Raw genomic sequence first — 26,482 nt, 5'->3', positions numbered from 1 at the left:
ATAGACTTTATACTTATACAAGGCATAGAATATATTATCATCATTATTTCAAGTATTAATTATCAACTTTTAGCTAATTTATATCCTTGCCTTATAAATGTATATTCAAAGTTAGTGGGTCATATTTCTCTAAACTTCAATAATTTTATAACCTGTAGCCTTTCTTAAACGATTCATAATAGCTAAGCCTAGCCCTTGGTCAGAGATTCCTTCAATGAAAATCTTATCAACATCTAATTGATCAAACTCTCTTAATATCTTAAAGATATTACTTCCTACTTCCGATAAATTATACCTACTCCCCATAGACTTAACCACTACTCCATCAGGATAATTCTTAACTGATTGTTGGCTTGCCATCACTCCAAACTTACCTTCTTTATCTCCAAGCAATTCTATTATCTTATCAATAACTTTATCCTTCTCTCCCTCTACTAGAATAGCTTGAGCCTTTGGAGCATAATGTCTATACTTCATACCTGGAGATAGTGCCTTATTCGAGTCTTTTTCTTGCTTTCCTATTACTACAGGATCTACCTCAACCTCACCTATAACCGCCCTTAATTCTTCATATGTAATACCACCAGGCCTTAATAAAATAGGAACTTCTCTTGAAAGGTCAAGGACTGTCGACTCTAAGCCAAATCCTGTCTCCCCTCCATCTATAATAGCATCAACCCTTCCAGACAAATCTTCTACTACATGACTACAAAGGGTAGGACTTGGCCTGCCAGATAAATTAGCGCTAGGTGCTGCTATTGGCAATCCTGATTTAGCAATTAAATCTAAAGCAATAGAATGATCAGGCATTCTAAGGGCTATTGTATCTAATCCACCTGTAGTTACATCCGGTATTCCTTCTCCTTTTGGAAGTACTAAAGTTAAAGGTCCAGGCCAAAACTCATCGATTAACCTTTCTCCTATAGAAGGTAAATCACCCTTTATTAATGGTTTTATATCTTCTTTATCATTTATATGTACTATCAATGGGTTATCATTAGGTCTTCCTTTAGCTTTAAAAATTCCTTTAACGGCCCTTTGGTCTAAAGCGTTGGCCCCAAGACCATAAACAGTCTCAGTAGGAAAGGAGACCAAGCCTCCTTTTTGCAAGATTTTGGCCCCTTCTTCTACTTCTCCTGCATCAAATACCTTTGTTCCCTTAATCTCTTTCATCGATCTCCCTCTCTCTTAAACTTACCATTACTATTACCCTTGGTATTTAAAATTATACAATACAAATGAACTAACATTTTAGTGTCAGTGCCAGTGGGAGTGTGAGTAAAGTCAAAACCTCAAACCTAAACCTAGATATCTTATTATGAATATTAGGTTTTTACTGACACAGATACAGACACTGACACTGACACTATTTATTTATACCCAAAACTACCCTCTCAATCTCACTATAATCACTAATTATCTCAATTTCAGAAAATCCTGCTTCCTTTAATAAAGAAGCAACATCTTTAGCTTGTCCTATACCAACTTCAAAACCGATTATACCAGAGGGCCTTAATTTTTTTGGTGCTTCATCTATGATCTGGCGATAATAATCCAACCCATCTTCGCCACCATCTAGGGCTCCTAAAGGCTCTTTTTTCACCTCTTTTTGTAGCTCTTCTATATCCTTAGTTGGTATGTAAGGAGGGTTAGACACCAAAACATCTACCCTCTCGGAGATAGGTTCTAATAGATTACCTAATCTAAAATCTATGTCCTGATCAAGGTTGTGCTTTGAAGCATTCTGCTTAGCTACCTCTAAAGCATCTTTAGAAATATCAACTCCGATACCTTCCATCCTTCTTTTCGATAATTTAACTAAGGATATTATAATAGCTCCACTTCCTGTACCAATATCACATACTTTTAATGGTTCATCACCCTTATAATCCTCTAGTCTATCCAAAATTCCTTCTACCAGATGTTCAGTCTCTGGCCTGGGAATCAAAACAGCTTCATTAACAGAAAAGTCTAAGGACATAAATTCTTGCTCCCCGATAATATAAGCAACAGGTATGCCCTTGCTTCTAGCAATAATCATCTCCCTATACCTATCTACCTCTTCTTTAGTTAGAGGCTTATCAAAGTTAACATATAGGTTGACTCTACTCATATTCAAGATTTGGGCCAACATAATCTCAGCATCTAAACGGGGATTATCAATACCATATTTATTAAAATGATCAACAGTTTTATCTAATATTGCTTTGACTTTTAACCTTTCCAAATTACTGCACCTGCTTTAGCTTCTCGATTTGATCTGCTGTAGTCAAAGAATCAATAACCTCATCTAATTCCCCATCTAAGATAGAATCTAACTGGTGCATAGTTAGATTAATCCTGTGATCTGTAACTCTTCCTTGTGGAAAGTTATAGGTTCTAATTCTTTCACTTCTATCCCCAGTTCCAATCTGACTCTTTCTCTCTTGGGCCAACTCTGCATGCTGCTCCGCTTCCATCTTCTCCTTTAATCTAGCTCTTAAGATTCTCATAGCCTTATCTCTATTTTTGTGCTGAGACTTTTCATCTTGACAAGAGACAACCAATCCAGTAGGCTCATGAGTAATTCTTACAGCTGAATCAGTAGTGTTAACACTCTGACCACCTGGACCACTAGAACGATAAGTATCTATCTTTAGCTCATGTTGATTAATCTCAATATCTAACTCTTCTGCCTCAGGCAATACAGCAACAGTAGAAGTAGATGTATGGATTCGTCCACTAGACTCAGTACTTGGAACTCTTTGTACACGATGAACTCCACTCTCATACTTCAAACGGCTATAAGCACCATTACCCTCAATCATAAAGGTGATTTCTTTATATCCTCCCATTTCAGAAGGGTTAGAACTCATAACCTCAACCTTCCATCCCATCTTCTCAGCATATCTACTATACATTCTATATAGGTCTCCACCAAATAAGTTAGCTTCATCTCCACCAGCTCCACCACGGATCTCAACTATAACATTCTTCTCATCATTAGGATCCTTAGGTATTAGCATCAAAGGAAGCTTCTCTTCTAATTTTTCTACTTCTGGTTTTGCCTCTTCTAATTGCATATTGGCCAACTCTATCATCTCTTCATCCTCAGCAATCTCTAAAATTTCTTCTGCCTCACTGATATTCTCTCTTAATTCTTTATACCTTTCATATTCATTAACAACATCTGTTAACTCAGCATATTCCATAGATAATTTTTGAAACCTTTCTTGGTCATTGATAACCTCAGGTTGACTCAACAACCCCTCAATATCTTTAAACCTTGTTAAAACCATTTCTAATTTTTCAATCCACTTTTTCATAATAACCTCCTATTTATTAACTAGAAACCTCAACCTTAACAATTAGATACTAGTCATTAAAATTAATGTTATTTTGTTAGCTACTAGTCCACTATCTATTAGCTTTTAGCTAAAAACTTTATTACTAATGATGAGTAATCATTACCGGGTAATGGGTAAAATCTTAAAAACCGGGAAACTCTTTGTTCCTTAAGATTTATAATAGGTTTTGAGATTTTGGTCTTACTCATTACTCTTTAATCATTATCCATTACTAAATAAGTTCCTTCTTCCTCTAAGACCGCTTCTAAAGAAACAATAGCCACTTCTAATTGATCCGGTGTTGGCTCAGAAGTTGTTAGCTTCTGTAGATAAAGTCCAGGTAAAGCAATTAACTTAAATATCTTATTAACCTTATCCTTACCAGCCTTCTTAATTATCTCATAAGATAACCCTGCTACAACAGGTAATAATGTTATATGGATCAATATTCTATTAAGAAGAGTTGGTCTTCCAAAAAATGAAAATAATAAGATACTTGTTATCATTACAAGTAAAAGAAAGTTAGTTCCACACCTTGGATGTAAAGTTGAGAATTGACCTGCATTCTCAATACTTAAAGGTAGATCAGACTCATAATTATGAATTACCTTATGCTCTGCACCATGGTACTGAAATACCCTTTTAATATCTTCAAATCTTGATATGACATATATATAACTTATAAAGAAAGTGATCTTAATAAGCCCCTCAATAAAGTTTAAAACTAAATCATACTCTATAAACTCCTGTATCAATCTAATAATAGTAGCTGGTAAAATCACAAAAAATGCAATAGCTATACTAAAAGAAGTCAAAATAGTAAATATGATCTCTTTTGTACTCAACTCCTCTTCCTCTTCCCCAAACTGATTTGCCGAAAAAGTTAAAGCTTGCATACCAATAATTAATGATTGAAATAGGGCAAATACACCTCTAAGCATAGGCCATTTCAAAAATTTAAATTTATCAGCTAAATTATTTAGAGTTCTATTTTCAAGGATAATATCTCCTTGATCATTACGAACAGCTATAGCTATTTTATCTTTCCCCTTCATCATAACGCCTTCAATTACTGCTTGGCCACCATAACTCTTTTTAGCCATCTCTTCACCCCTCTCTTGAAGATTTACAATCTACTATTCTAATTTTATTTAAAAGACTTAAGCAACTATATTAATTATATAGCCTTCTGTCTTCTTATTTTATTATTTTAAAGGTGATTTTGCAACAAAGGTACTTGAAATTTCATTAAAAAAATAGCAGAGCTTTAGCTCTGCCATTTTCATTACTCTTCAATTCCATATTTTTTCTTAAATCTTTCAACTCGTCCACCTTTAGCAGATTTTTTCTGCTTACCTGTATAAAAAGGATGACAGTTTGAACAGATCTCTACCTTTAGGTTACCTTCTGTAGTTTTAGTCTCGAAAACTTCACCACATGCACATGTGATATTAGCTTCGGAGTAATCTGGATGAAAATCCTTCTTCATTTAAATCACCTCTTTCTCATTCTTTCAGCTTAATAGGCAGTGCCGTCTATATTTCAACTGTTACATTATAACATAGTTAAAAAGGGATTGCAACTAGACAAAGTGAAGTAAGTTTCAAATATTATTACCTAAAAGAGATAATTTTTTAAGAAAATATCTTCTGTAATGATGCCAACATCTCCTTATTATCCTTACTAGATTTTAATTGTTTGATAAAAGAGTCAATTATCTCCGTTGGATGATCTGTATTCATATTCCTTCTAACCTTCCACATAGTATCCAACTCTTCTTCTGATAATATAAGTTCTTCTTTTCTAGTACCAGAACGATTAACATCAATAGCAGGAAATAATCTCTTTTGGGCCAAATACCTACTCAAGTGAAGCTCCATATTTCCTGTACCTTTAAACTCCTCATAGATAACATCATCCATTCTACTTCCCGTCTCAACCAAAGCTGTAGCCAAAATAGTTAAGCTACCACCCTCTTCAATATTTCTAGCCGCACCAAAAAACCTCTTAGGTTTATGTAAAGCTGTTGGATCTAAACCACCTGATAATGTTCTTCCACTTGATGGAACATTAACATTATAAGCTCTAGCTAGCCTAGTTATACTATCTAATAATATTATAACATCCTGTTTCTGTTCTACCAAACGCTTAGCCTTTTCTAAAACCAACTCTGAGACATCAATATGATTCTTTGGAGTCTCATCAAAGGTTGAGCTGACCACTTCAGCATCAACAGAGCGTCGCATATCTGTTACCTCTTCTGGTCTTTCATCTATTAAAAGAATCATTAACTTTGCTTCTGGAAAGTTGGCCCTTATCCCGTTAGCTACCTGCTTAAGAAGCACAGTCTTTCCAGCCTTAGGCGGAGCAACGATTAAACCACGTTGGCCCTTTCCGATTGGAGCAATTAAATCGATTAACCTTGTCGATATCTCCTCAGATTTATTCTCTAAAGTTATCCTCTCTTGCGGGTATAATGGGGTTAAATCTTCAAAGTGAGCCCTCTCTTGAGCCAACTCTGGATCTTGATAATTGACAGCTTCAATTCTTAAAATAGCAAAGTATCTCTCATTCTCTTTTGGCTGTCTAACCTGACCAGAGACAACATCACCGTTTCTTAAACCAAAACGACGAATCTGAGAAGCTGATATATAAATATCATCAGTACTTGGAACATACTTTGAAGGTCTTAAGAAACCATAGCCATCAGACATAATCTCCAAAACCCCTTCTGCGAAGATAAGACCACCCTTTTCTGTCTCCACCTTCAATATCTCAAAGATTAACTCCCTCTTCTTTAAGCGAGTATATCCACTAATATTCAATTCTTTAGCAATCTCATATAATTCTGTTATCGTCTTTCCCTCTAACTCAGTAATATTCATAAAAAACTCCCTCTCTAAAAATTAATACCCAATTGAAAAAGCAAATAAACTCCAAAGAAATAAATAATAAAAATAGCAACAGAATCCCATCCAATAGTTAAGAAGGTCTTCTTTGAACGATAAAAGAGTCCAACTATTGCTATTATACTCAATATAAGCCCTATTAAAGCAGTTACTGTGTGAGATAGTGATACCGATGCTAAAACTGCACCCTCTCTATAAAAGATATCAATCACAAATATTATTAGCATATTAAAAATATTACTACCAAAGACATTACCAATAGCCATATCATAGGCATTAATCTTTACAGCAGTAAAGGCTGCAACAATCTCAGGTAAAGAAGTAGCTGCAGCTATTAATATAGTGCCCATAAAGGTTTGATCAATCCCACTTAAAAGAGCAATTCTATCACCTGAATATGATAAAGCTATACCCGCTATAATAATAACTATTGCAGCAAAAAAGAAATTGATTGCAGCAGATTTTAAAGAAATATCTGTATATAACGGATTTTCATCTTCAGCTAAATCTTTATTCTTCTTCTCATATCGAAAGATTAATCTACTTCCCACCAAGTAAGTAAATAAGATTACAAAAGATCCTAAACCTATACCTAAAGATATTATATTAAGCCCTAATAGATAATTGGCTACAATAAATAATGTTGCTAGTGCTGATAGTAATATTCCTAACAGCGCAGCTAAAATGTGCTTTGAATTCCCATATAACATAAAAGGTCCTGGACCTTGTACTATGTCAGCCAAAGCCAATACCATCAAATTAAAAGTATTACTACCAAAAACATTACCTAAAGAGATGTCAGGCGAACCCAGATAAGCAGCCGTAGAACTTGTCACCAGTTCAGGTAATGAAGTAGCTCCTGCTATTAATATAGCCCCTACTAAAGCCTGACCCATACCACTTTTATCCGCAATGACATCTCCATATTTAGATAACTTTGTCCCTGATATAATAATTAGAAATGCTGATAACAAAAAGACAACCCATAAACTTAACAACTCCATTGCCCCCTATTTAGTAAAGTATTACTTTATAGTAAATTATATCACTATTTAAATCAAATAGTCAATTAAAGTTGATCGCTAAAAGGTAATGGCTTTTGGTCTAAGCTATGAATCGCTTCTACAAACCTAACTGTCCCTGTCTTAGATCTCATAACTACTGAATGAGTTGTAGCTTTGCTTCCTTTAAACCTAACCCCTTGCAACATCTCACCATCAGTTACTCCACTAGCACAGAAAATTATATTATCACCCTTAGCCAGATCCTCCATCTTTAAAGCCTTATCTACATCATTAACTCCCATAGCTTTGGCCCTTTCTACCTCTTCTGCTGTTTTAGAATGTAATTTAGCTTGCATTTCACCACCCAAGCACTTTAATCCCGCTGCTGCTAATACACCTTCTGGAGCTCCACCAATTCCCATCATTATATCTACTCCTGTTTCTGGAAATGATGTTGCTAAAGCGGCTGCTACATCTCCATCTTTGATCAACTTTATCTTAGCTCCTACTTCTCTGACTCTATCTACCAAAGAGCCTTCTTTTGTATGGCGAGGCTTGTCTAAGATAACTACAGTAACTTCTTCTATACTCTTCCCCATAGCCTTAGCTACAGACTTGACATTTTCCTCTGGACTCTTATTAATATCGATACTCCCTTTTCCTTCCGGGCCAACAGCTATTTTCTTCATATACATATCTGGAGCATGTAAGAAACACCCTCTCTCTGCAACTGCTAAAACAGATAAAGCATTAGGTCTTCCTTCGGCAATGATCGTAGTCCCTTCTAAAGGATCAACTGCTATATCAACTTTAGGAACCTCTCCCTCTCTAGTTCCAATCTTCTCACCTATATAAAGCATAGGTGCTTCGTCAATCTCTCCTTCACCAATAACAACTTCACCATCAATGTCAACAGTATCAAACATACCCCTCATAGCATCTACAGCAGCTTGGTCTGCCGAATCCTTATCTCCTCTTCCCATCCATCTTGCTGAGGCAATTGCTGCTGCCTCGGTTACCCTTACAAATTCTATAGCCAATTCTCTTTGCATTATTATACCCCCAGTAACAAATATTATAAGTTCAGAACCCCATCAATACTTAAGATAACCAAAATACTCAAAAAAATTAGAACCACAATCAACAGATTATTATGATTTAAAATGAAATTTTTCAAAGATTTAACTAGTTTTTAATATAACAGAAAAAAGGAGCAGAATTTTTCTGCACCTTTTTTCAAATATATTAATTTAATTAAACTATGCTTTATCAGCACTACCAAAAGTATCAATCTTACTCTTAGCAGCTTCAATAATTCCATCTTTACCTGGTCCAATAATCTTTCTAGGGTCATATACTTCTTTATTATTAGCTATTACTTCTCTAACAATCTTAGTCCAAGCTTGTTGGAATTCAGTATTAACATTAATCTTACAAGTTCCACAGCTTATAGCCTTCTCAATATCAGCAGTTGGAATACCAGTTCCACCATGTAATACTTGAGGAACATCAGCAAGACTTCTGATTTCTGCCATTTCATCAAAACCTAAATCAGGCTCTCCTTGATAAGGTCCATGAACAGATCCTAAAGCTGGAGCTAAAGCATCAACACCAGTCTTTTCAACTAACTCTTTACATTCTTGAGGATCAGCATACTTAATACCTCCAACTATACCATCTTCTTCTCCACCTACAGTACCTAACTCTGCTTCAACAGATGCACCATTTGAATGTGCATAGTCAACTACCTTCTTAGTAGTAGCAATATTTTCTTCTAATGGATGGTGAGAAGCATCGATCATAACAGATGTAAATCCAGCGTCAATTGCTGATTTACAGCTTTCAAAGCTAGTCCCATGATCTAAATGGATTGCAACTGGAATAGTAATTTCCATATCTTCTAATAAACCAGTTACCATATTAACTACAGTATTAAATCCACCCATATAACGTGCAGCACCCTCAGATACACCCAAGATAACAGGTGATTTTTTAGCTTCACAAGCCTCTAATATTGCCTGAGTCCACTCCAAGTTATTGATATTAAACTGTCCTACCGCATATTTCTCTTCCTTTGCTTTGTTTAACATTTCAGTCATTGATACTAATGGCATCTTATAAATTACCTCCTTATGATTTTCACTAATTATTATTCCATAAAAAGAGTATAAAATCCTCTTTTTAATTCTATATTTTTTATTTTTCTTTATTTTTAAGAGTTAATTCGCTCTAAAGCGCTGACTACACCTTCTAATATCTTTATCTGCCTTATTTTCTTTAAAAATGCTAAATCATCATTACTTTCAGCTTTAACTTTGGTTACTCCCCTACATCTATTACATGTCAATCTTATCTCCTTAGGAAGCATATCTATATCTATATTCGAATTACCACACTGGCAAATTAATCCGTTTGTTTCTGCAATATCATGTAACTCATTTAGAACCGATAGCATAATTTCAGGATTACTAAAATAATCCTCAAATTCTAGTTTATCTATCATAATTTTTAGACACTCTTCTTCTTCATCTGCCAAACGCTTAACCTCTTTATAATCACCTAAATATCCCAATTCAGCCCCATTGTCTAAGCACTTTAATTTTTTAATCCTCTTAGACCAAAAATCTGATTGACTATAAGATACTCTATGTTTAGTCTCGCAGATCAAGCATGAATACTCTAACCAATATCTCTTCTTATCTCCTTTGCCAAATACTAATTTAGTAAAACCACACCCACACTTTATATCTAACCTATCCTTCCCCGAAAAATCAAATAGGTTAATTTCATCAACCTCTAATTCACCGCAGACTGGACATCTCCATGCTAAAGCCAATTTAAACTCTAAGAGCATGCCATCTACCCCCCTTCAAAATATTTATTCTAGATTTTGTAGTTAACTCCTTTTAATTAACAAAAATATTGTTCCTAAGCTTAGGAACAATATTTTTGTTAATTAAACTATTAGATTGCTTTTGACACCCTTTTATCGATTTATTAACTTTGGCCCTTAAACTATTAATTAATTCTATATGCTTCTTACAACTATCCTTTTCCTTCCTTGTGCAACCTCAATTCTTACCCAGCCTCCCTCAAGGACATCAGCCAATTCAACCTCTCCTTTTTGAGAATCTGAAATTGAGGTATTTTTATCTAATTTAACCTTCTTTAATTTTGGACTCTTCCTACTTCCTATATTTAAAACAATTTCTTTATTTTTATGATCTATCTCTTCTAAAAACCCTCTAATATCATAGTTATGTAATACTAAAGAAATTAACCTCCCATCAATACCCAAAATCGCAACACCTCTATCTCCTTTTTTTATCCCTTCTGGATAGATTATATTATTATTACGAAGTAATTCTACATTATCATTCAACTCATAGGGTCTACTCCACCCTCCATTTAGATTGGTTACCATAACTTCTTCACTATTAACTTGAGCAACTTCTATCTCTACTAATTTATAATAACTCTTTATAATATTCACTTGATTATCAGCACCAACTTCTATTATTACTTCCTGATAAAAATCAGCCTTAATAGGCCTTAGCGCTTCTAAACTAACTTCACTACCATTTAAATAAATACTAGGGTTTAATCCTACATTATATTCTTTAAGCCCATCCTCATTATCTAATAGTATAGACCTTTGTTCTGAATTGACTGCTACAATTCTCCCCTCTATCACATTACTCCCCTCTGCAGCTTCTGTTAAGAAAAATAGAGCCATTATAATTAAAACTAAAGCCATTGATCTTTTCATATTAACCCCTCCGTATATCTTTTGTTAGTACTATTATTGACATATATTTCTAAGATATACATTGGAATTTTATTTTTTAATTTTATAGTAATAAAGCGTCACTTTATTACTATAGCTGTCAGCTATCGGCTATCAGTTGTCAGCTAAGATCAAGAGCTTTAAGATCTTAAGGTCTCAATACTTTAAGATTTTAAGCTCATAGCTAAAAAAAGAGAGCCCAGTTGGGCTCCCTTTTTAACAGTGGTTTAATTTTTCAAAGCAGCTTCTACAAATCCTAAAAATAAAGGATGTGGTCTATTAGGTCTTGACTTAAATTCTGGATGGAACTGACTTGCTACAAACCAAGGATGTTCAGGTATCTCTACTATCTCTACCAATCTTTCATCTGGAGATACCCCAGATAATAACATTCCTTTTTCTGTAATCTCTTTTCTATAATGGTTATTAAACTCATATCTATGTCTATGACGTTCATAAATTACTTCTTCTCCATAAAGATCTCTACTTTCAGAGTCTTTGGCTAACTTACAAGGATAAAGCCCTAATCGCATAGTACCTCCCATATCTTCTACATCCTTTTGCTCAGGCATAAGGTCTATTACTGGAGAAGGAGTTTCTACAAATTCCGCACTATGAGCTTGCTTCATTTCACAGACATTACGGGCAAATTCAATAACAGCACACTGCATCCCTAAGCAAATACCTAAGAACGGAATCTTATTCTCCCTTGCATAGCGAATAGCTTCTACTTTACCCTCTACACCTCTATCCCCAAAACCACCTGGAACTAATATACCATCCACATTGTCTAAGTAATCCTTTGCATCTTTATTTTCTAAATTCTCAGCATGAACCCATTTAATCTCTACATCTGTCTTATTAGCTATTCCTGCATGTTGTAATGATTCAAAGATACTAATATAGGCATCTTGTAACTCAACATACTTACCTACAATAGCAATCTTAGTTGACTTATCTAAGTTCTTAACTCCATTAACCATCTTTTTCCATTCGTTCAAATCCGCTTCTTCCACCCTTGATCTAAGCTTTAATTTCTTTAAAGTTATTCTAGCTAAGCCCTCTTCCTCCATAATCAAAGGAACTTCATAGATGCAATCTGCATCTTTAGCTTGAATAACCGCACCTTCATCTATATCACAGAATAAAGCAATCTTTGACTTAACATCTTCACCTAAATCTCTATCAGAACGACAAACAATTACATCTGGCTGTATACCTAAACTCCTTAACTCTTTAACACTATGTTGAGTTGGCTTTGTCTTCAACTCACCTGCTGCCGCTAAATAAGGGACTAAGGTACAATGAACATACATTACGTTATCTGCACCAAAATCACTCTTACATTGACGAATTGCCTCTAAAAAAGGTAACCCCTCTATATCGCCGACTGTTCCCCCAATTTCAACTAAGGCCACATCAACTTCTTCATCATCTCCTAAACGTTTAATTCTTGACTTTATCTCATCTGTAATATGAGGAATTACCTGTACTGTACCTCCTAAGTAATCCCCTCTTCTCTCTTTAGTCAATACTGTAGAGTATATCTGTCCTGTAGTTACATTTGAATTCTGATTTAAATCTATATCGATAAATCTTTCATAATGCCCCAAATCTAAATCAGTTTCTGCTCCATCATCAGTTACAAATACCTCTCCATGCTGATATGGACTCATAGTACCAGGATCCACATTAATATAAGGGTCTAATTTTTGTACAGCTACCTTTAAACCTCTCTCTTTTAATAACCTTCCCAATGATGCAGCTGTAATTCCTTTACCTAAAGAAGAAACAACTCCCCCTGTTACAAATATATACTTTGTCATAATAAAAATCCTCCTTCATTTATTAAAAAATCTAAAATAATAAATTGGCTAATGCCAATTTAAGCTGTCAGCTATGAGCTATCAGCCATAAGCCTAAAATTAAAATATTAAAAGATCATTATATCCCAATATTGTAAAAACTAATACCCGAGATTCGTCAGACGTCTGTTGATAATAACACAATATAAAAGGACTAGGAATTTTAGGGAGACTCCCCCCTAATTCTCTAGTCCATAAATTCAAGTTAAAGCCTTTACAATAACAAAGCCTAAGTATATTCCTGCCACGCCCATAACTCCTGCTAAATTGGGAGGGGCAGGGATAGGTAATTTTAGTAATCCAAATAATGCACCAACAACTAAACCAGATATTGCAGAGATTAGAACTTGATTCATTATTACTCCTCCTTAAAATTCATAAATAAACCTATTTAGCTTATAATTAGGTTACGGGCCAACCTACTTTAATATAGATTAATTAGTTTACATACTCGCAGGTGAATCTAATCCTAATAAATCTAATACATTAACCAAAACCTGCTTAGCAGCTAGAACTAAAATCAACCTTGCTTTCATTAATTGCTTATCTTCAATCAAAACATAACATTTGTTATAAAATTTATGGAATAAAGATGCTAAGTCATAAGCATACCTAGCAATATAATGAGGAGCTCTATTCTTAGCACTTTTTTCTATCTGGTTTGGATAATCAGCTAAAGCTTTAATAAGATCAATCTCCTCTTCAGCTTCTAACTTACTTAATTGAACATCTTCTATTGATGGAACTTCAATTCCAGCCTCATCAACTTGGTCTAGGATACTACAAATTCTAGCATAAGCATATTGAATATAGTAAACAGGATTATCACTAGACTGCTTCTTAGCCAACTCTAAATCAAAATCCAAATGGCTATTAGTACTTAGCATTACATAAAAGTACCTAGCAGCATCCTTTCCTACCTCTCTTACTACATCACGCAAAGTAACAAAGTTACCTGCACGCTTAGACATAGGAACCTGTTCTCCATCTCTTAGTAAAGTCACTAGCTGTACTAAGATAATCAATAATGCATCACGTTCATAGCCTAAAGCCTCTACTACAGCCTTCATTCTCTCAATGTAACCATGATGATCAGCACCCCAAACATTAATTACCTCTTCAAAACCTCTATTATATTTATTCTTATGATAAGCCATATCAGCAGCCAAATAGGTTGGATTACCATCATCTTTTATAACCACCCTATCCTTATCATCTCCAAATTCTGTTGATTTAAACCATAATGCTCCATCTTTTTCGTAAATCAAATCAGAATCCTTAAACTCTCTAACAATCTCTTCAATCCCCTCTGGATGGAGAGTTCTTTCACTAAACCAATTATCAAATTCAATTCCAAAGCTATTTAAATCCTCTTCAATATTCTTTAAACAATATTTATAGCCATATTCCCTAAAGAAATCTATCTTTTTATCTTTGGCCTCTTCTAAGTATTTATCAGCAAATTCATCTATAATATCTTGGGCAATATCCTTTATATAATCTCCTTTATAAGCATCCTCAGGCATCTCTATATCTTCGCCTAATAGCTGTCTATACCTTACAGCAACAGAATTTCCTAATATATTCATCTGGTTTCCTGCATCATTTATATAGTATTCCTTAGTAACATCAAAACCAGCTTTTATTAAGAGATTAGATAAAACATCACCTACAACAGCTCCACGACTATGACCTACATGCAAAGGACCAGTTGGATTTACACTTACAAACTCCACTTGAACCTTCTTATTTTCTCCTAAATTCACCTTGCCATAATCTTGGCCCTTATTGTGAACCTCTAATAAGACATCATATAACCAACTATTACTTAAATGAAAATTAATAAACCCTGGTCCAGCTACCTCTACCTTCTCAATTAAATCTACATCTTCTAAATTAGATTTAATTATCTCTGCTATTTGACGTGGTGCCATCTTAGCTTGTCCAGCCAAAACCATAGCAATATTAGTAGCATAATCTCCATGACTTTCATCTCTTGGAACTTCCAACTTGACAGGTGGAAGATTGTTGATATTTAATTCTTCCAAACCATTGATTGCTTTCTCAATCTCAGCTATCAACCCTTCTTCAACCTTTTGAATCAAAGCCATACTACTCCTCCTCATATGATATATTTAAAGTATTCCTACTTATAACCCTACCTTCTTGGTCATATAGATTATAATCAACCTTTATCCTCCCTGAAGAAGGGCCAACATCTATACCCATCCTATGAACTTCTATTCCCAAATTTAATACCCCATATTGAGTCTTATACTCAAAGTCCGTCTTCTCTTGAGCATTAAATTCTTGGATACTTCTTACTTTACCTTGCCTAATTATAGACAAAATATCATCTTTAACCTTAAGGGTAGTCTTCACACCTTTTAAACCTTCTAAATTATCCTCGTACTTTATGTAATAAACCCCACCCTTATCATATACATTACCTCTAATATCCGAAGTTATCTGACTCTTCTCTTCACCTTCATACTGTATACTATCAATACTTATCTTCACTGCTTGTGACAAAGTATCAACCTCTTTTCAAAAAATACTCTATGACATACAATAACTTATTATAACCTCTCAAACCCACTTTTTCAAGTCTATAATCCTATTACTTTGATATATTTTTTAGCAGCTTCTCCACCCTCAAATTCTCTAAAATCTCTGACTATACTCCCGTGAGCTTCCAAATTACTCATAACCTCTTTTAAAGCCTTTGAAGTACCAAAAAATCTAGAATTAACAAAAGCTATAACATCCCTTCCAGCCATCCCTTTACAATTCTTTAAGAATTCTTTTAATTTAGGGCTTATCTTCCCACCAAAGAACCCCTCATGACTGCTTCCTACTAAAACAACATCATAACGTGAAAAATTAATAGGTTTACCTATCGAATTAATCCCTTGTAGATCAACTTTGACCCCTTCTTCTTCTAAACCTTCAACCAAAGCCTCTGCTATCTCCTTAAGATCTTCACTTTCATCCCAAATAACTAATCCTCTCTTCATATACTCCCCCTCCTAAAAAACCTTTACTCTCTTTATTTAAACTCTTAAGAGAAAATTCCTCCTTTAAAAAAATAAAGATAGTAATTTATATATCACTGCAGTAATTCCACTAGCAATTAAAGGACCACTAGGTACACCCTTAAAGAAGGCAACACCAAGAACTACTCCCAAAACTAAATTTATAGTTACCTGGGGATTGACCTCCATCAGATTTAAACCTTCTCTAGTAAATTGAGTTACTGCTATCCCCATAACCAAAGCTACAATAGCTAAAGGGTTTACTAAAGCAGTCCTCAAACCTGTCAATTCTAATTTACCAGTAGCTAATGGGGCCAACACCCCTACCATTATCAAGATAATCCCAGCCCTAACAGTGTAATTATCAACAATATTTAATACACCATCTAGTCTAAACAACCTTAAAATAAGTAAGAAAAACCCCGCTATAATAAGTGAGTCATTCTTTACTATCAGCCCTAAAATTCCAATTATTAATAAAGTTAAATTAATCTCCATCTCTTACCTCCTTATAATCTTATCAATTATTATTATACCAGTAATTAAAGATTAATAAAAGTTATAAACTAAAAAGCTCTTCTCTGCTTAAGCAGAGAAGAGCTTTTTATCTATTAAAAGACCTTCAAATACTGATCTAACTCCCATTGGTGAACCTGGGTTCTATATACATCCCATTCAATAGTTTTAGCTTCCACAAATCTCTCTAGAACATGATCTCCTAAAGCACTCATAATAACCTCATCGGCTAAAAGATCTTGTACAGCTTGATTTATATCTCCTGGTAAACTCTCTATACCTTGATCATCCATTTCAGCAGAAGACATATCAAAGATATTATCTACTACCTCCTTTGGAGGTTCAATCTTATTCTTAATACCATCAAGACCAGCCTTTAACATAACTGCAGTAGCTAGGTATGGATTAGCAGCTGGATCAGGATGCCTTAGCTCAACTCTAGTTCCTACACCACGAGAAGCTGGAATCCTTACTAGAGCACTTCTGTTAGAAGCTGACCAAGATATATAAACTGGAGCTTCATAACCTGGAACCAAACGCTTATATGAATTAACAGTTGGATTAGTAATTGCTGTCATAGCCTTAGCATGCTTTAATAATCCTCCAATATAGTAATAAGCTATCTGGCTTAAACCAAGACGATCATCCTTATCATAGAATACATTCTCTCCATCTTTGAATAAAGATTGATTCATATGCATACCAGAGCCAGCTTCGCCAAATATCGGTTTAGGCATAAAGGTTGCATGTAAACCATGTTGGTTAGCAACTGCTTTAGTTACAAATTTAAAGGTTGCAATATTGTCAGCAGATCTTAAAGCATCTGCATATTTGAAGTCTATCTCATGTTGACCTGGGGCTACCTCATGATGAGATGCCTCCATCTCAAAGCCCATCTGTTCTAAAGCCAAAACTATATCACGCCTTGTATCTTGACCTGTATCTACAGGGCCTAGATCAAAGTAACCACCTTGATCATTTGTCACTGTAGTAGGATGCCCCTTCTCGTCTTTCTCAAATAAGAAGAATTCAGGCTCCGGGCCAACATACATAGTATAACCCATCTCCTCTGCCTCTTCTAACACCTTCTTAAGTACATTTCTTGGTCCGCCGATAAAAGGTTTTCCATCTGGCATATAAACATCACAAATTAACCTAGCAACTCGACCACCTGTATTAGGCCTCCACGGAAAGACTGTAAAGGTATCATAGTCAGGCTTTAAATACATATCAGACTCTTGTATTCTAGTAAATCCATCAATTGAAGAGCCATCAAACATAATCTGTCCATCTAAAGCATCCTCTAAACGATCTACGGTAATAGCTACATTCTTGACTATTCCTAAAATATCAGTAAATTGTAACCTGATAAATTTAACTTCTAACTCACTGGCTTTCTTTAATATGTCACTCTTACTAAAACTACTCACACTACTTCCTCCTTAAATTCAATTATATACCTATATTAGCAGATTGAAATTCAGATGTCAAGTTGATGTTAACTTTTTTGTTTTTTAATCTCTACCTATGATTTTTTAAAAAACAAAAACTCGCCGTGAACAGAGTTGATCTTTAGTTTTCAAATCAATACTTCTTGCGCCACTTTACTACGCACTTACTAACTGTTATTTAATCAACCTCATCAAATTCAACATCTATAGACTCAGATAAATCTTCCCAATCATCACCTTCCCCACCTTGTTTAGTATCTCCTCCACCATAATAATAAAACTTAGATCCTCCTTGTATTATCTTACCCTTAAATTTATTCTTTAAAACTTTACGAAAGAAACCCCTACTCACAGGAATAATCAAAGAAAAACCTGAAACATCCGTTAAAAGACCAGGCGTTAAAAGAAAAGCTCCTCCAATTAAAATTAACAAGCCATCAATTAAACTATCCGAAGGTAATTTGGCCCTAGCTAAAGAAAGTTTTATCTTAGTTATAGTGATAAAACCCTGGGCTTTAGCCAAAGTAACACCCACTACTCCAGTTATAAAGATCAAAGTAACAGTTTCGAATATCCCAATATGTGCACTTAACCACATCAATATAATAAGCTCTATTATCGGCACTGCAGTAAATAATAACAATAATTTAAAAAACATCAACTCACCCTCTTAATATTAATAATTAACCTATATCTCTTATTATAACCAGCCTTTTCTATTAATACAATCCCTTCTTCACTTAAATTCACCTTACTAAAGATCAATATATAAGATAAAGCATACTCAAATCTTTGAGTATGCTTTATCTTATATATTTTCATAATAATTTATTCTACAGTTACACTCTTAGCTAAGTTACGAGGTTGATCTACATCATAACCTCTCTGAACTGCTACATAATAAGATAACAACTGCAATGGTACAACTGCAAGTATCGCACTTAATATTTCACTTGTTCCTGGAATTTCAATTCTATAATCTAAGTCTTCTATATCCTCTTCACCTTCAAATACTACTCCAGTAACAGCTCCACCACGAGCCTTAACCTCTTTTACATTACTTAACGTCTTATCAATTACTGACCTTTGAGTAGCTACAGCAACTACAGGAATACCCTCCTCAATTAAAGCTAAAGGACCGTGCTTTAACTCTCCAGCAGGATAAGCTTCAGCATGAATATAAGAAATCTCTTTTAACTTTAATTGTCCTTCTAAAGCTACAGCATAATCAATAAGTCTACCTATATAAAATGCATCTTCATATTTAGCATATTCTTTAGCTAAATCTTTTATTGTGCCAGTACTATTTTCAATAATATCTTCTACTTGCTCAGGTAATCTCTTTAAATCTGAAATTAATTTCTTACTATCATCATCTTCAAGCAACCCCTTAGTCTTCCCAAGGTAGATGGATAGCATATAAAAGCACATTAACATTGTAATATAAGCTTTAGTAGAAGCTACTGCAATCTCTGGACCAGCATTTAAATATATTATATCATCAGCTTCACGAGCAATACTACTACCTACAGTATTACAGATAGCTATTACATGCGCCCCTCTATCTCTTGCTTCCCTCAAACTAGCCAAAGTATCTGCCGTTTCACCAGATTGACTTACTGCAATAACTAAGGTCTTCTCGTCTACTAAGGGTTCACGATACCTAAATTCAGAGGCAACGTCCACCTCTACTGGAATCCGGGCCAACTTTTCAATGGCATACTTTCCAACTACACCTGAGTAATAAGCAGTTCCACAAGCGATAATATACACCTTATTATACTTCTCTAACTCTTTAGCAGTTAAGTTAACATTATCAAAGTGGACAGAATCGCCATTTAACCTTCCTGCAATAGAACGCCTTAAGGCTTCTGGTTGTTCATGAATCTCCTTTAACATAAAGTGATCAAAACCACCCTTTTCAGCCATTCCAGGATCCCAATCAACCTTAAATACATCCTTATCTACATTATTTCCTGTTACAGTAGATAACTCTACTCCATTACGAGTAATTACTGCCATCTCACCATCATCTAGAATATAAACTTCATCGGTATGCTTTAAGATAGCTGGAATATCAGAAGCAACAAAGTACTCCCCCTCTCCCAAACCAATAATCAAAGGACTATCTTCTCTTACAGTCACTAATTTTTCTGGCTCTTCTGTAGATAAGACGACCAAGGCATAAGCCCCTTTTAACATTTCTATAGTCTTTCTTACTGCTTCTTCTAGATCACCATCATAATTATCTTGAATTAGATTAGGAACAACCTCAGTATCAGTCTCTGATTTAAATTCATAACCTTTAGCTTTTAACTCTTCTTTTAATTGCATATAATTTTCTATAATCCCATTATGAACAACTGTAAACTTTCCATTTGTACTAGTATGAGGGTGAGAGTTAGGTGTAGATGGCTTTCCATGTGTTGCCCACCTAGTATGACCTATTCCTATTGTACCTTTAGGCTTCTCTTTATCTGTTAACCCTTCAAGATTTTCTAACTTACCAACTATCTTAAAGATATCCATATTCCCATCATTATATAAAGCAACTCCAGCCGAATCATAACCACGATACTCTAACTTCTTTAACCCTTCTACCAAAATAGGAGTAGCCTCCTGCTCTCCAATATAACCGACAATTCCGCACATATATATAACCTCCTTATTTTTAATTGACAGTGGAGAATTGATAATTGATAGTTAAAATAATTACATAATAAAGTTTTTAATTTTCGTTTCTTATTTATCGATTATCAATCACCAATTTTAAAATCAACTTCTACTAGTTCTTCTAAATTACTTTGTCCTTGAAATCACTTTCAAGGTTTAATAATCCAGTCAAGGCTTAGAACTAAAGCCTGAGGGCATCCGCCGAAGATTCGATAAACCCTCTCCTCGTCAACTCATAATATCCTCCGTTCAATTATGAGTTCGGGCGCTATAATTATAAATTTTACTCAATTAATATAATTGTATTTTGTTCTAATCTACTACTTTTTATAAGTTAATAACTAAAAATAGATCTCTTACACCTAAAAGACTAATTAGAATTTCAAATAGACCTCTTAAATAAACATTACTCTCCAAACACCATTCTAGACTTTTTCTGACTTTACACCTTAAAATCTAGTATTTTCACCCCCTTATAAATTATTATATTACTCCTTTAATGAAGTGTGATTAATATAATACAAGCACAATTTAAATTATATGTTATAAAAAAGACAATTTCAACTAATTAACTATACTTTATAAAGATTTATCCATAAAAAACAACTGCTCTAAAGAGCAGTTGTTTTTTATAGCTTAATTATTTAATTTAGAAGTCAAGAAATCCTCAACCTCTTTTGCTGTAGCAAAGTTTAGAGCCTCTTGGGCAATCTCTTTTGCTTCTTCTAAATCTAAGTTTCTGATTCTATCCTTTACTTCTGGAATAGAAAGTCCACTCATACTAAATTCATCTAACCCTACACCTAGTAAGAAAGGAGCTAACTTCTTATCTCCTGCCATCTCTCCACACATACCTGCCCAGTTTCCTTCTTTATGAGCAGCCTCTACAACCCGCTTAATAAGCCTTAATAAAGCTGGGTGGAATGGTTGATATAAGTGAGATATATTTTCATTCATCCTATCAGTAGCAGTTGTATACTGAATTAAGTCATTTGTTCCAATACTAAAGAAATCAGTTTCTTTTGCCAAAACATCAGCAATCATAGCAGCAGCAGGAATCTCAATCATAATCCCTACCTCTAGATCCTCTTTAAAACTAACTCCTTCTTCTTTTAACTCTGCTTTTACCTCTGCTAAAATTTCATTAGCAGCCCTTAGCTGTTCAACAGCAGAGATCATTGGATACATTATCTTTACATTGCCATAATCACTAGCTCTTAAGATAGCTCTTAATTGGGTCTTAAAGATATCTACCTTATCTAAACAGATTCTAATCGCACGATAACCCAAGAATGGATTCATCTCCTCAGGTAGATCCAAATAAGATAATTCTTTGTCTCCACCAATATCTAAGGTTCTAATAACTATTGGCCCGTCCATTCTTTGAGCTACTTCTTTGTATGCTTTAAATTGCTCTTCTTCTGTAGGCAAAGAGTCTCTATCCATATATAAAAACTCACTACGGTATAAACCTACACCTTCTGCACCATTAGCTAGAGCACCTTCAACATCCTTAGGTGTTCCTATATTAGCTACCAACTCAACTCTATGTCCATCTTTAGTTTGAGCAGGTAACTCCTTTAGTTGGGCCAACCTTTCTTTTCTTTCTTTATACTCTTTAGCTTTCTTATCATAATCTGATAATTGTTCCTCACTTGGATTGATAATAACATTACCCTCTTGGCCATCTAATATAATCTTGTCTCCACTTTCTACTCCTTCTAAAATATCAGAGACTCCTACAACAGCAGGAACTTCTAAAGAGCGAGCCATAATTGCAGTGTGTGAAGTTCTACCACCAATCTTTGTAACAAAACCTAATAAATTTCCCTTATTAACCTGAGCTGTATCAGAAGGGGTCAAATCCTCAGCTACTAAAACAACTTCCTTATCAAGTTGTCCTAAATCTAAAGTTTGGACACCAAGAAGATTCTTTAAAATCCTACTTCCTACATCCTTAATATCTGCAGCTCTTTCTTTCATATAATCATTATCCATATTAGCAAATAAAGTAGCAAACTCTTGAACTGTCTCATCCAAAGCTGCTTCTACATTAACTTCTTCTCCATCAACTTTTCTCTCTACAGCCCCTATTAATTCAGGGTCATCAAGAACCATCAAATGAGCTTGAAATATTTCAGCCTTATCTGACCCCATCTCTCTTTCTACCTTGTCTTTAATAGCATTCAATTGATCCTTAGAAAGTTCCAAAGCTTTTTTTAATTTTTCTTTTTCCTCTTCAGTATCTTTAATCTTCTTTTTTTCATAAGATAAATCTTCATCTTCTAAGACTAAAACCTCTCCTACTGCTATACCAGGAGAAGCACCTACTCCTTTTAACTCTTTTAGCATTGTATTATACCTCCTTATTCACCAAAACCACTTTCTATCAACTCTACTAACGCATCAACTGCCGCATCAGCATCAGCACCTTCTGCCTTAATAGTAACCTCAGTACTTTGACTAACTCCTAAACTCATAATACCCATAATACTCTTAGCATTAACTTCACTTCCATCTTTAACAATCTTAACCTCAGCACCATACTTATTTGCCTCTTGTACAATCATAGAAGCAGGTCTAGCGTGAATACCACTTTGATTTTTAATTTTTGCTACTTTTTCTGTCATATTATTCCCCTCCATTTGATTTTAAATTTGAATACTCTACTCTTAGCATTATAATTCCCATACTTTCACTTAATTATTAATGCAATTACTATTCCAAAACAGCAAAAAATCCTCAAAAATATCAAATAGCAGTTTTTAATTGAGGAAAAATTACTTATTGGAACCTAAATCAATTTAAAAGCCATATAGAGCTAAAAAGAGTTTTAAATAGCCTAAAATGATTTTTAATTTGTCGTTTTAAAAATTTCAAGAATAAAAAAGAAGATTATATACAAGTGCAGAACTTAAGTAGAAAGTTTCTTGATCTTTTTTACCAAGGAGCTTGATCTTTTTTACCAAGGATCAATCGACAAATCCGTATTTCCTCGCTTTAGCTGCAACGGTCTTATGAGTAACACCTAAAACCTTACCAGCTGCATTAAAGCTATTATATTTATTCAGCGCAGCCTTTATAATCTCCTTTTCATATTCCTCTAAAGTAGCAACTTCTTCATTAGATTTTAAATTTATTAAAGATTCTCCCCTATTATAACTACTTCTAATATAAGCAGGAAGATCTTTAGAATCGATAATCTTATTTTCTGTAAAGTTTATTCCCCGTTCAATTATATTTTGAAGTTCCCTAACATTGCCGGGCCAACTATACTCTCTTAAAAGATTTAAGGCCTCTTGGGAAATTGTATCAACATCCTTACCTAATTTTTTAGATATCTTTTCTAAAAAATGATTAGCCAATAACGGTATATCCGATTTTCTATCTTTTAAAGGTGGTAATATTATAGGAATAACATTTAATCTATAATATAAGTCCTCTCTAAACTCTCCATTTTTCATCATCTGTTCTAGATTTCTGTTGGTTGCTGTAATAATTCTAAGATCAACAGATATCTTATCAACCCCACCAACTCTTTCAAATTCACGTTCCTGTAAAACTCTAAGTAATTTCACTTGTAACTCTGTAGAAAGTTCTCCAATCTCATCTAAAAAAATAGTCCCTTTATGGGCCAACTCAAATTTACCGATCTTTCTCCTTATAGCCCCAGTAAAAGCCCCCTTCTCATGACCAAAAAGTTCACTTTCAATTAAATTGGCTGGTATTGCTGCACAGTTAACTCTAATAAACGCCTCTTCTTTTCTAACGCTACCATAATGAATTGCTTCTGCCACCAACTCTTTTCCTGTACCACTTTCACCTCTAATTAAGACAGTAGAAGACGTCTCAGATGCTTTAGAAGCCCTTACTAATGCCTCTTTTAAAGATCCACTTTTACCTATTATCCTTTCAAAGGCTTTATCTACCCCTCTTTCTCTCTTTAATTCCTCTTCTAGATACTCTGCTTTAGCAGATAGCTCCTTTAATCTATGAGCCATCTTCTCTACTTCAACCTTCTTCTTAGAAAGAAGAACAAAGCCTTCTACTTCATTATCTACCCTAATTGGATATGCATTAGATATAATAACTAAATCATCACCTAATCTACTAACTATCCCTTCTCTATCTTCACACTTATTCAATAGTTCATAGCTAAAGGACTTACCTAGCACATCCTCTACCTTCTTACCTAAAGCTTCTTTAATATCTATTTGAAAGTTTTGGGCATAACTAGAGTTCAAGTAATCTATTTTACCATCTTTATCAATAACACAGATCCCATCTTGTACAGATTCTAAGATTAAATTCAACCTCTCTTTTAGCCGTTTTACCTCCTTTAACTCTCCAGATAAACGCTCTAAAGTAGAGATATCCTGAAAGACTGCAATGGCTCCTATAACCTTATTACCTGATAAAATAGGAGTTCTATTTGTAATTATCAATGAAGCACCAATCTCTTGGCGCTGACCAATTTGAGGTGTTGCAGATTCAATAACTGACTTCAACTTAGAATTAGCAATTACAGAATTTATATCCTCACCAATAACTCGATTTGGGAGTAGGCCAGTTATCTTTGCTGCTGCAGGATTAAAACTTGTTATTACCCCATCTCTATCTACAATAATTACACCATTTGCTATATTGCTAAAGACCTTGTCCATAGTTAAAGCAACCTCTTGTAATAGTCTATCCACCTCATCTCTGGTCTTAACATCCTCTAAGTCAAATTCGCCTTTTAAAAAATTGATAAATTCTTGTAAAGGCTTTATAGATTCTTCACCCTTACTCCAGACCAAGAATTCATCTTTATACTTTATGTTCAAAGAAGCAACTGAAATCAAAGAAGTAGCAGGTAATAAATTATCTTCATCTTTTCCTATAAATAATTTTGCCTTGTAGGTATTTTGTAAATAATTAGCCTCCCTTACAATCAAAGCAGCAACTCTAGCATGCAAGCCCTTCCTATGTTCAAAGATAAGCCTTTCTTTACTTATCATCTCAGAACCTCCTATATTAAAAGTTAATTAAATTTCTAAACTTAAGCCACCAACCTCTTTTGATATCTCTTCAGCCTTAGAAGTAACTAAGGGGATCAACTTGTTGAAAAGATAACGGTCAGTAATTCTAATATTTGGCCCTGACACACTTATAGCTGCAATAATATCCCCTTGATCATTCTTTATTGGTGCAGCTACACACCTTACCCCCTCTTCCATCTCTTCAAAATCTATTGCATAACCCTGCTTTCTTATCTGTTTAAGATTCTTCTTTAATTCTTCAATACTGGTAATTGTTGAAGGAGTAAATTGAGTCAGCTCAATCCCTTCTAGAACTTCATCTAACTCCTCTTCTGTTAAAGATGATAAAAGAACCTTACCTGCCCCTAAAGAATGAGCGGGTCCTTTACTTCCAATATTAGCAAACATCCTAACCATATTAGTTGACTCTACTTGATCAATATAAAGAACTTGTCCTTTGTCCAAAACAACCAAGTTAGCCGTTTCATTACACTCTTCAACTATCTCCTTTAGAAAAGGCCTTGCCACAGATTTTAAACTGATTGAATCACCTAAAGTATTAACAATTTCAAATATTCGTAAACCCAACTTATACTTTCCACTCTCTTCATCCTGAGCTGCAAAGCCTCTATAAATCAAAGTGTTTAAGAGCCTATGTACAGTGCTAATATTTAAAGCAGCCATCTCACTTATCTCACTTAAGGCAATAGGATCCTTTGCCTCTACTAATATCTCCAAAATATTTAAAGCCCTATCTACTGATTGAACAACCTTCTTAGCCATTAACTTCCCCCCACTATTTAATTATCCTTTGTATAGAAAAATACCAAGTGCTCTCACACCTGGCATCTAGCTTTATTAATTAACTTAAGACTATAGTTTATATTTAAATTGA

General features: G+C 34.4%; 25 protein-coding genes. All 25 read right to left on the bottom strand.

All coding sequences use genetic code 11. The annotated features are described in order from the left end of the window. Positions 1-129: 129 nt before the first annotated feature. Positions 130-1,173 carry an L-threonylcarbamoyladenylate synthase gene (locus HALSAC_RS0108465; RefSeq protein ID WP_027339905.1) on the bottom strand — a complete coding sequence of 348 codons (1,044 nt, stop codon included), beginning with the start codon at positions 1,171-1,173 and terminating at the stop codon, positions 130-132. A 193-nt stretch (positions 1,174-1,366) separates the two neighbouring features. Further along, positions 1,367-2,227, bottom strand: coding sequence for a peptide chain release factor N(5)-glutamine methyltransferase (gene prmC / locus HALSAC_RS0108460; RefSeq protein WP_027339904.1), 861 nt, complete (start codon positions 2,225-2,227; stop codon positions 1,367-1,369). A gap of 1 nt (position 2,228) precedes the next feature. Then, the gene (gene prfA, locus HALSAC_RS0108455) at positions 2,229-3,305 is read right to left on the bottom strand and encodes a peptide chain release factor 1 (RefSeq protein WP_027339903.1); all 1,077 of its coding nucleotides are present in this window, start codon (positions 3,303-3,305) and stop codon (positions 2,229-2,231) included. A gap of 236 nt (positions 3,306-3,541) precedes the next feature. Next, complete coding sequence (locus tag HALSAC_RS0108450) at positions 3,542-4,429, bottom strand: DUF1385 domain-containing protein (protein WP_027339902.1); 888 nt, start codon at positions 4,427-4,429, stop codon at positions 3,542-3,544. Between the two features lie 182 nt (positions 4,430-4,611). After that, positions 4,612-4,815: a 50S ribosomal protein L31 gene (rpmE, locus tag HALSAC_RS0108445; RefSeq protein ID WP_027339901.1), complete on the bottom strand. Its 204-nt coding sequence runs from the start codon at positions 4,813-4,815 to the stop codon at positions 4,612-4,614. A 145-nt stretch (positions 4,816-4,960) separates the two neighbouring features. Beyond that, on the bottom strand, positions 4,961-6,211 hold the full coding sequence (gene rho, locus HALSAC_RS0108440) for a transcription termination factor Rho (protein ID WP_027339900.1): 1,251 nt from the start codon (positions 6,209-6,211) through the stop codon (positions 4,961-4,963). Positions 6,212-6,225: 14 nt separating this feature from the next. Then, complete coding sequence (locus tag HALSAC_RS0108435; RefSeq protein WP_342666857.1) at positions 6,226-7,239, bottom strand: sodium:calcium antiporter; 1,014 nt, start codon at positions 7,237-7,239, stop codon at positions 6,226-6,228. A 65-nt stretch (positions 7,240-7,304) separates the two neighbouring features. After that, complete coding sequence (gene glpX, locus HALSAC_RS0108430; protein ID WP_027339898.1) at positions 7,305-8,291, bottom strand: class II fructose-bisphosphatase; 987 nt, start codon at positions 8,289-8,291, stop codon at positions 7,305-7,307. Between the two features lie 207 nt (positions 8,292-8,498). Further along, positions 8,499-9,353 carry a class II fructose-1,6-bisphosphate aldolase gene (gene fba, locus HALSAC_RS0108425; RefSeq protein ID WP_027339897.1) on the bottom strand — a complete coding sequence of 285 codons (855 nt, stop codon included), beginning with the start codon at positions 9,351-9,353 and terminating at the stop codon, positions 8,499-8,501. 98 nt (positions 9,354-9,451) lie between these two features. Further along, positions 9,452-10,093 carry a hypothetical protein gene (locus tag HALSAC_RS0108420; RefSeq protein ID WP_027339896.1) on the bottom strand — a complete coding sequence of 214 codons (642 nt, stop codon included), beginning with the start codon at positions 10,091-10,093 and terminating at the stop codon, positions 9,452-9,454. 174 nt (positions 10,094-10,267) lie between these two features. After that, a complete protein-coding gene (locus HALSAC_RS0108415; RefSeq protein ID WP_027339895.1) occupies positions 10,268-11,008 on the bottom strand; it encodes a hypothetical protein in 741 nt (246 codons plus the stop codon). Positions 11,009-11,253: 245 nt separating this feature from the next. Further along, positions 11,254-12,852: a CTP synthase gene (locus HALSAC_RS0108410; RefSeq protein ID WP_027339894.1), complete on the bottom strand. Its 1,599-nt coding sequence runs from the start codon at positions 12,850-12,852 to the stop codon at positions 11,254-11,256. Between the two features lie 239 nt (positions 12,853-13,091). Next, positions 13,092-13,247, bottom strand: a complete 156-nt coding sequence (locus HALSAC_RS0108405) for a XapX domain-containing protein (protein WP_027339893.1) — start codon at positions 13,245-13,247, stop codon at positions 13,092-13,094. A gap of 87 nt (positions 13,248-13,334) precedes the next feature. Then, complete coding sequence (argS, locus tag HALSAC_RS0108400) at positions 13,335-15,002, bottom strand: arginine--tRNA ligase (RefSeq protein WP_084804398.1); 1,668 nt, start codon at positions 15,000-15,002, stop codon at positions 13,335-13,337. A gap of 1 nt (position 15,003) precedes the next feature. Further along, entirely contained in the window at positions 15,004-15,411 is a 408-nt protein-coding gene (locus HALSAC_RS0108395) for a YwiB family protein (protein ID WP_211231328.1), read from the bottom strand. Positions 15,412-15,500: 89 nt separating this feature from the next. After that, entirely contained in the window at positions 15,501-15,908 is a 408-nt protein-coding gene (locus tag HALSAC_RS0108390) for a flavodoxin family protein (RefSeq protein ID WP_027339890.1), read from the bottom strand. Between the two features lie 63 nt (positions 15,909-15,971). Beyond that, the gene (locus HALSAC_RS0108385; protein ID WP_027339889.1) at positions 15,972-16,424 is read right to left on the bottom strand and encodes a DUF441 domain-containing protein; all 453 of its coding nucleotides are present in this window, start codon (positions 16,422-16,424) and stop codon (positions 15,972-15,974) included. Between the two features lie 113 nt (positions 16,425-16,537). Continuing rightward, complete coding sequence (glnA, locus tag HALSAC_RS0108380; RefSeq protein ID WP_027339888.1) at positions 16,538-17,872, bottom strand: type I glutamate--ammonia ligase; 1,335 nt, start codon at positions 17,870-17,872, stop codon at positions 16,538-16,540. 199 nt (positions 17,873-18,071) lie between these two features. Next, positions 18,072-18,551: an FxsA family protein gene (locus HALSAC_RS15440; protein ID WP_035571548.1), complete on the bottom strand. Its 480-nt coding sequence runs from the start codon at positions 18,549-18,551 to the stop codon at positions 18,072-18,074. Then, positions 18,551-18,715 carry a hypothetical protein gene (locus HALSAC_RS17055; protein WP_156924162.1) on the bottom strand — a complete coding sequence of 55 codons (165 nt, stop codon included), beginning with the start codon at positions 18,713-18,715 and terminating at the stop codon, positions 18,551-18,553. Before HALSAC_RS17055 ends, HALSAC_RS15440 begins: the two co-directional genes overlap by 1 nt. Before the next feature lie 6 nt (positions 18,716-18,721). Further along, positions 18,722-20,545, bottom strand: a complete 1,824-nt coding sequence (gene glmS, locus HALSAC_RS0108365) for a glutamine--fructose-6-phosphate transaminase (isomerizing) (RefSeq protein ID WP_027339887.1) — start codon at positions 20,543-20,545, stop codon at positions 18,722-18,724. A 657-nt stretch (positions 20,546-21,202) separates the two neighbouring features. Beyond that, positions 21,203-22,918: a phosphoenolpyruvate--protein phosphotransferase gene (gene ptsP, locus HALSAC_RS0108360; RefSeq protein WP_027339886.1), complete on the bottom strand. Its 1,716-nt coding sequence runs from the start codon at positions 22,916-22,918 to the stop codon at positions 21,203-21,205. 14 nt (positions 22,919-22,932) lie between these two features. Next, complete coding sequence (locus HALSAC_RS0108355; RefSeq protein ID WP_027339885.1) at positions 22,933-23,196, bottom strand: HPr family phosphocarrier protein; 264 nt, start codon at positions 23,194-23,196, stop codon at positions 22,933-22,935. 342 nt (positions 23,197-23,538) lie between these two features. Then, complete coding sequence (locus HALSAC_RS0108350; RefSeq protein WP_027339884.1) at positions 23,539-25,566, bottom strand: sigma 54-interacting transcriptional regulator; 2,028 nt, start codon at positions 25,564-25,566, stop codon at positions 23,539-23,541. A gap of 27 nt (positions 25,567-25,593) precedes the next feature. After that, positions 25,594-26,370: an IclR family transcriptional regulator gene (locus HALSAC_RS0108345; protein ID WP_027339883.1), complete on the bottom strand. Its 777-nt coding sequence runs from the start codon at positions 26,368-26,370 to the stop codon at positions 25,594-25,596. Positions 26,371-26,482 lie beyond the last annotated feature (112 nt).

This window comes from Halonatronum saccharophilum DSM 13868, from assembly GCF_000517025.1.
Classification (GTDB): domain Bacteria; phylum Bacillota; class Halanaerobiia; order Halobacteroidales; family Halobacteroidaceae; genus Halonatronum; species Halonatronum saccharophilum.
This window is presented reverse-complemented; position numbering and strand designations above follow the sequence as displayed.

Excerpts from the sequence above, each read along its gene's own strand:
- HALSAC_RS0108465 (WP_027339905.1), bottom strand. The coding sequence starts at position 1,173 with ATGAAAGAGATTAAGGGAACAAAGGTATTTGATGCAGGAGAAGTAGAA.
- prfA (WP_027339903.1), bottom strand. The coding sequence starts at position 3,305 with ATGAAAAAGTGGATTGAAAAATTAGAAATGGTTTTAACAAGGTTTAAA.
- HALSAC_RS0108450 (WP_027339902.1), bottom strand. The coding sequence starts at position 4,429 with ATGGCTAAAAAGAGTTATGGTGGCCAAGCAGTAATTGAAGGCGTTATG.
- rpmE (WP_027339901.1), bottom strand. The coding sequence starts at position 4,815 with ATGAAGAAGGATTTTCATCCAGATTACTCCGAAGCTAATATCACATGT.
- rho (WP_027339900.1), bottom strand. The coding sequence starts at position 6,211 with ATGAATATTACTGAGTTAGAGGGAAAGACGATAACAGAATTATATGAG.
- HALSAC_RS0108435 (WP_342666857.1), bottom strand. The coding sequence starts at position 7,239 with ATGGAGTTGTTAAGTTTATGGGTTGTCTTTTTGTTATCAGCATTTCTA.
- glpX (WP_027339898.1), bottom strand. The coding sequence starts at position 8,291 with ATGCAAAGAGAATTGGCTATAGAATTTGTAAGGGTAACCGAGGCAGCA.
- fba (WP_027339897.1), bottom strand. The coding sequence starts at position 9,353 with ATGCCATTAGTATCAATGACTGAAATGTTAAACAAAGCAAAGGAAGAG.
- HALSAC_RS0108420 (WP_027339896.1), bottom strand. The coding sequence starts at position 10,093 with ATGCTCTTAGAGTTTAAATTGGCTTTAGCATGGAGATGTCCAGTCTGC.
- HALSAC_RS0108415 (WP_027339895.1), bottom strand. The coding sequence starts at position 11,008 with ATGAAAAGATCAATGGCTTTAGTTTTAATTATAATGGCTCTATTTTTC.
- HALSAC_RS0108410 (WP_027339894.1), bottom strand. The coding sequence starts at position 12,852 with ATGACAAAGTATATATTTGTAACAGGGGGAGTTGTTTCTTCTTTAGGT.
- HALSAC_RS0108405 (WP_027339893.1), bottom strand. The coding sequence starts at position 13,247 with ATGAATCAAGTTCTAATCTCTGCAATATCTGGTTTAGTTGTTGGTGCA.
- argS (WP_084804398.1), bottom strand. The coding sequence starts at position 15,002 with ATGGCTTTGATTCAAAAGGTTGAAGAAGGGTTGATAGCTGAGATTGAG.
- HALSAC_RS0108390 (WP_027339890.1), bottom strand. The coding sequence starts at position 15,908 with ATGAAGAGAGGATTAGTTATTTGGGATGAAAGTGAAGATCTTAAGGAG.
- HALSAC_RS0108385 (WP_027339889.1), bottom strand. The coding sequence starts at position 16,424 with ATGGAGATTAATTTAACTTTATTAATAATTGGAATTTTAGGGCTGATA.
- HALSAC_RS15440 (WP_035571548.1), bottom strand. The coding sequence starts at position 18,551 with ATGTTTTTTAAATTATTGTTATTATTTACTGCAGTGCCGATAATAGAG.
- HALSAC_RS17055 (WP_156924162.1), bottom strand. The coding sequence starts at position 18,715 with ATGAAAATATATAAGATAAAGCATACTCAAAGATTTGAGTATGCTTTA.
- glmS (WP_027339887.1), bottom strand. The coding sequence starts at position 20,545 with ATGTGCGGAATTGTCGGTTATATTGGAGAGCAGGAGGCTACTCCTATT.
- ptsP (WP_027339886.1), bottom strand. The coding sequence starts at position 22,918 with ATGCTAAAAGAGTTAAAAGGAGTAGGTGCTTCTCCTGGTATAGCAGTA.
- HALSAC_RS0108355 (WP_027339885.1), bottom strand. The coding sequence starts at position 23,196 with ATGACAGAAAAAGTAGCAAAAATTAAAAATCAAAGTGGTATTCACGCT.
- HALSAC_RS0108350 (WP_027339884.1), bottom strand. The coding sequence starts at position 25,566 with ATGATAAGTAAAGAAAGGCTTATCTTTGAACATAGGAAGGGCTTGCAT.
- HALSAC_RS0108345 (WP_027339883.1), bottom strand. The coding sequence starts at position 26,370 with ATGGCTAAGAAGGTTGTTCAATCAGTAGATAGGGCTTTAAATATTTTG.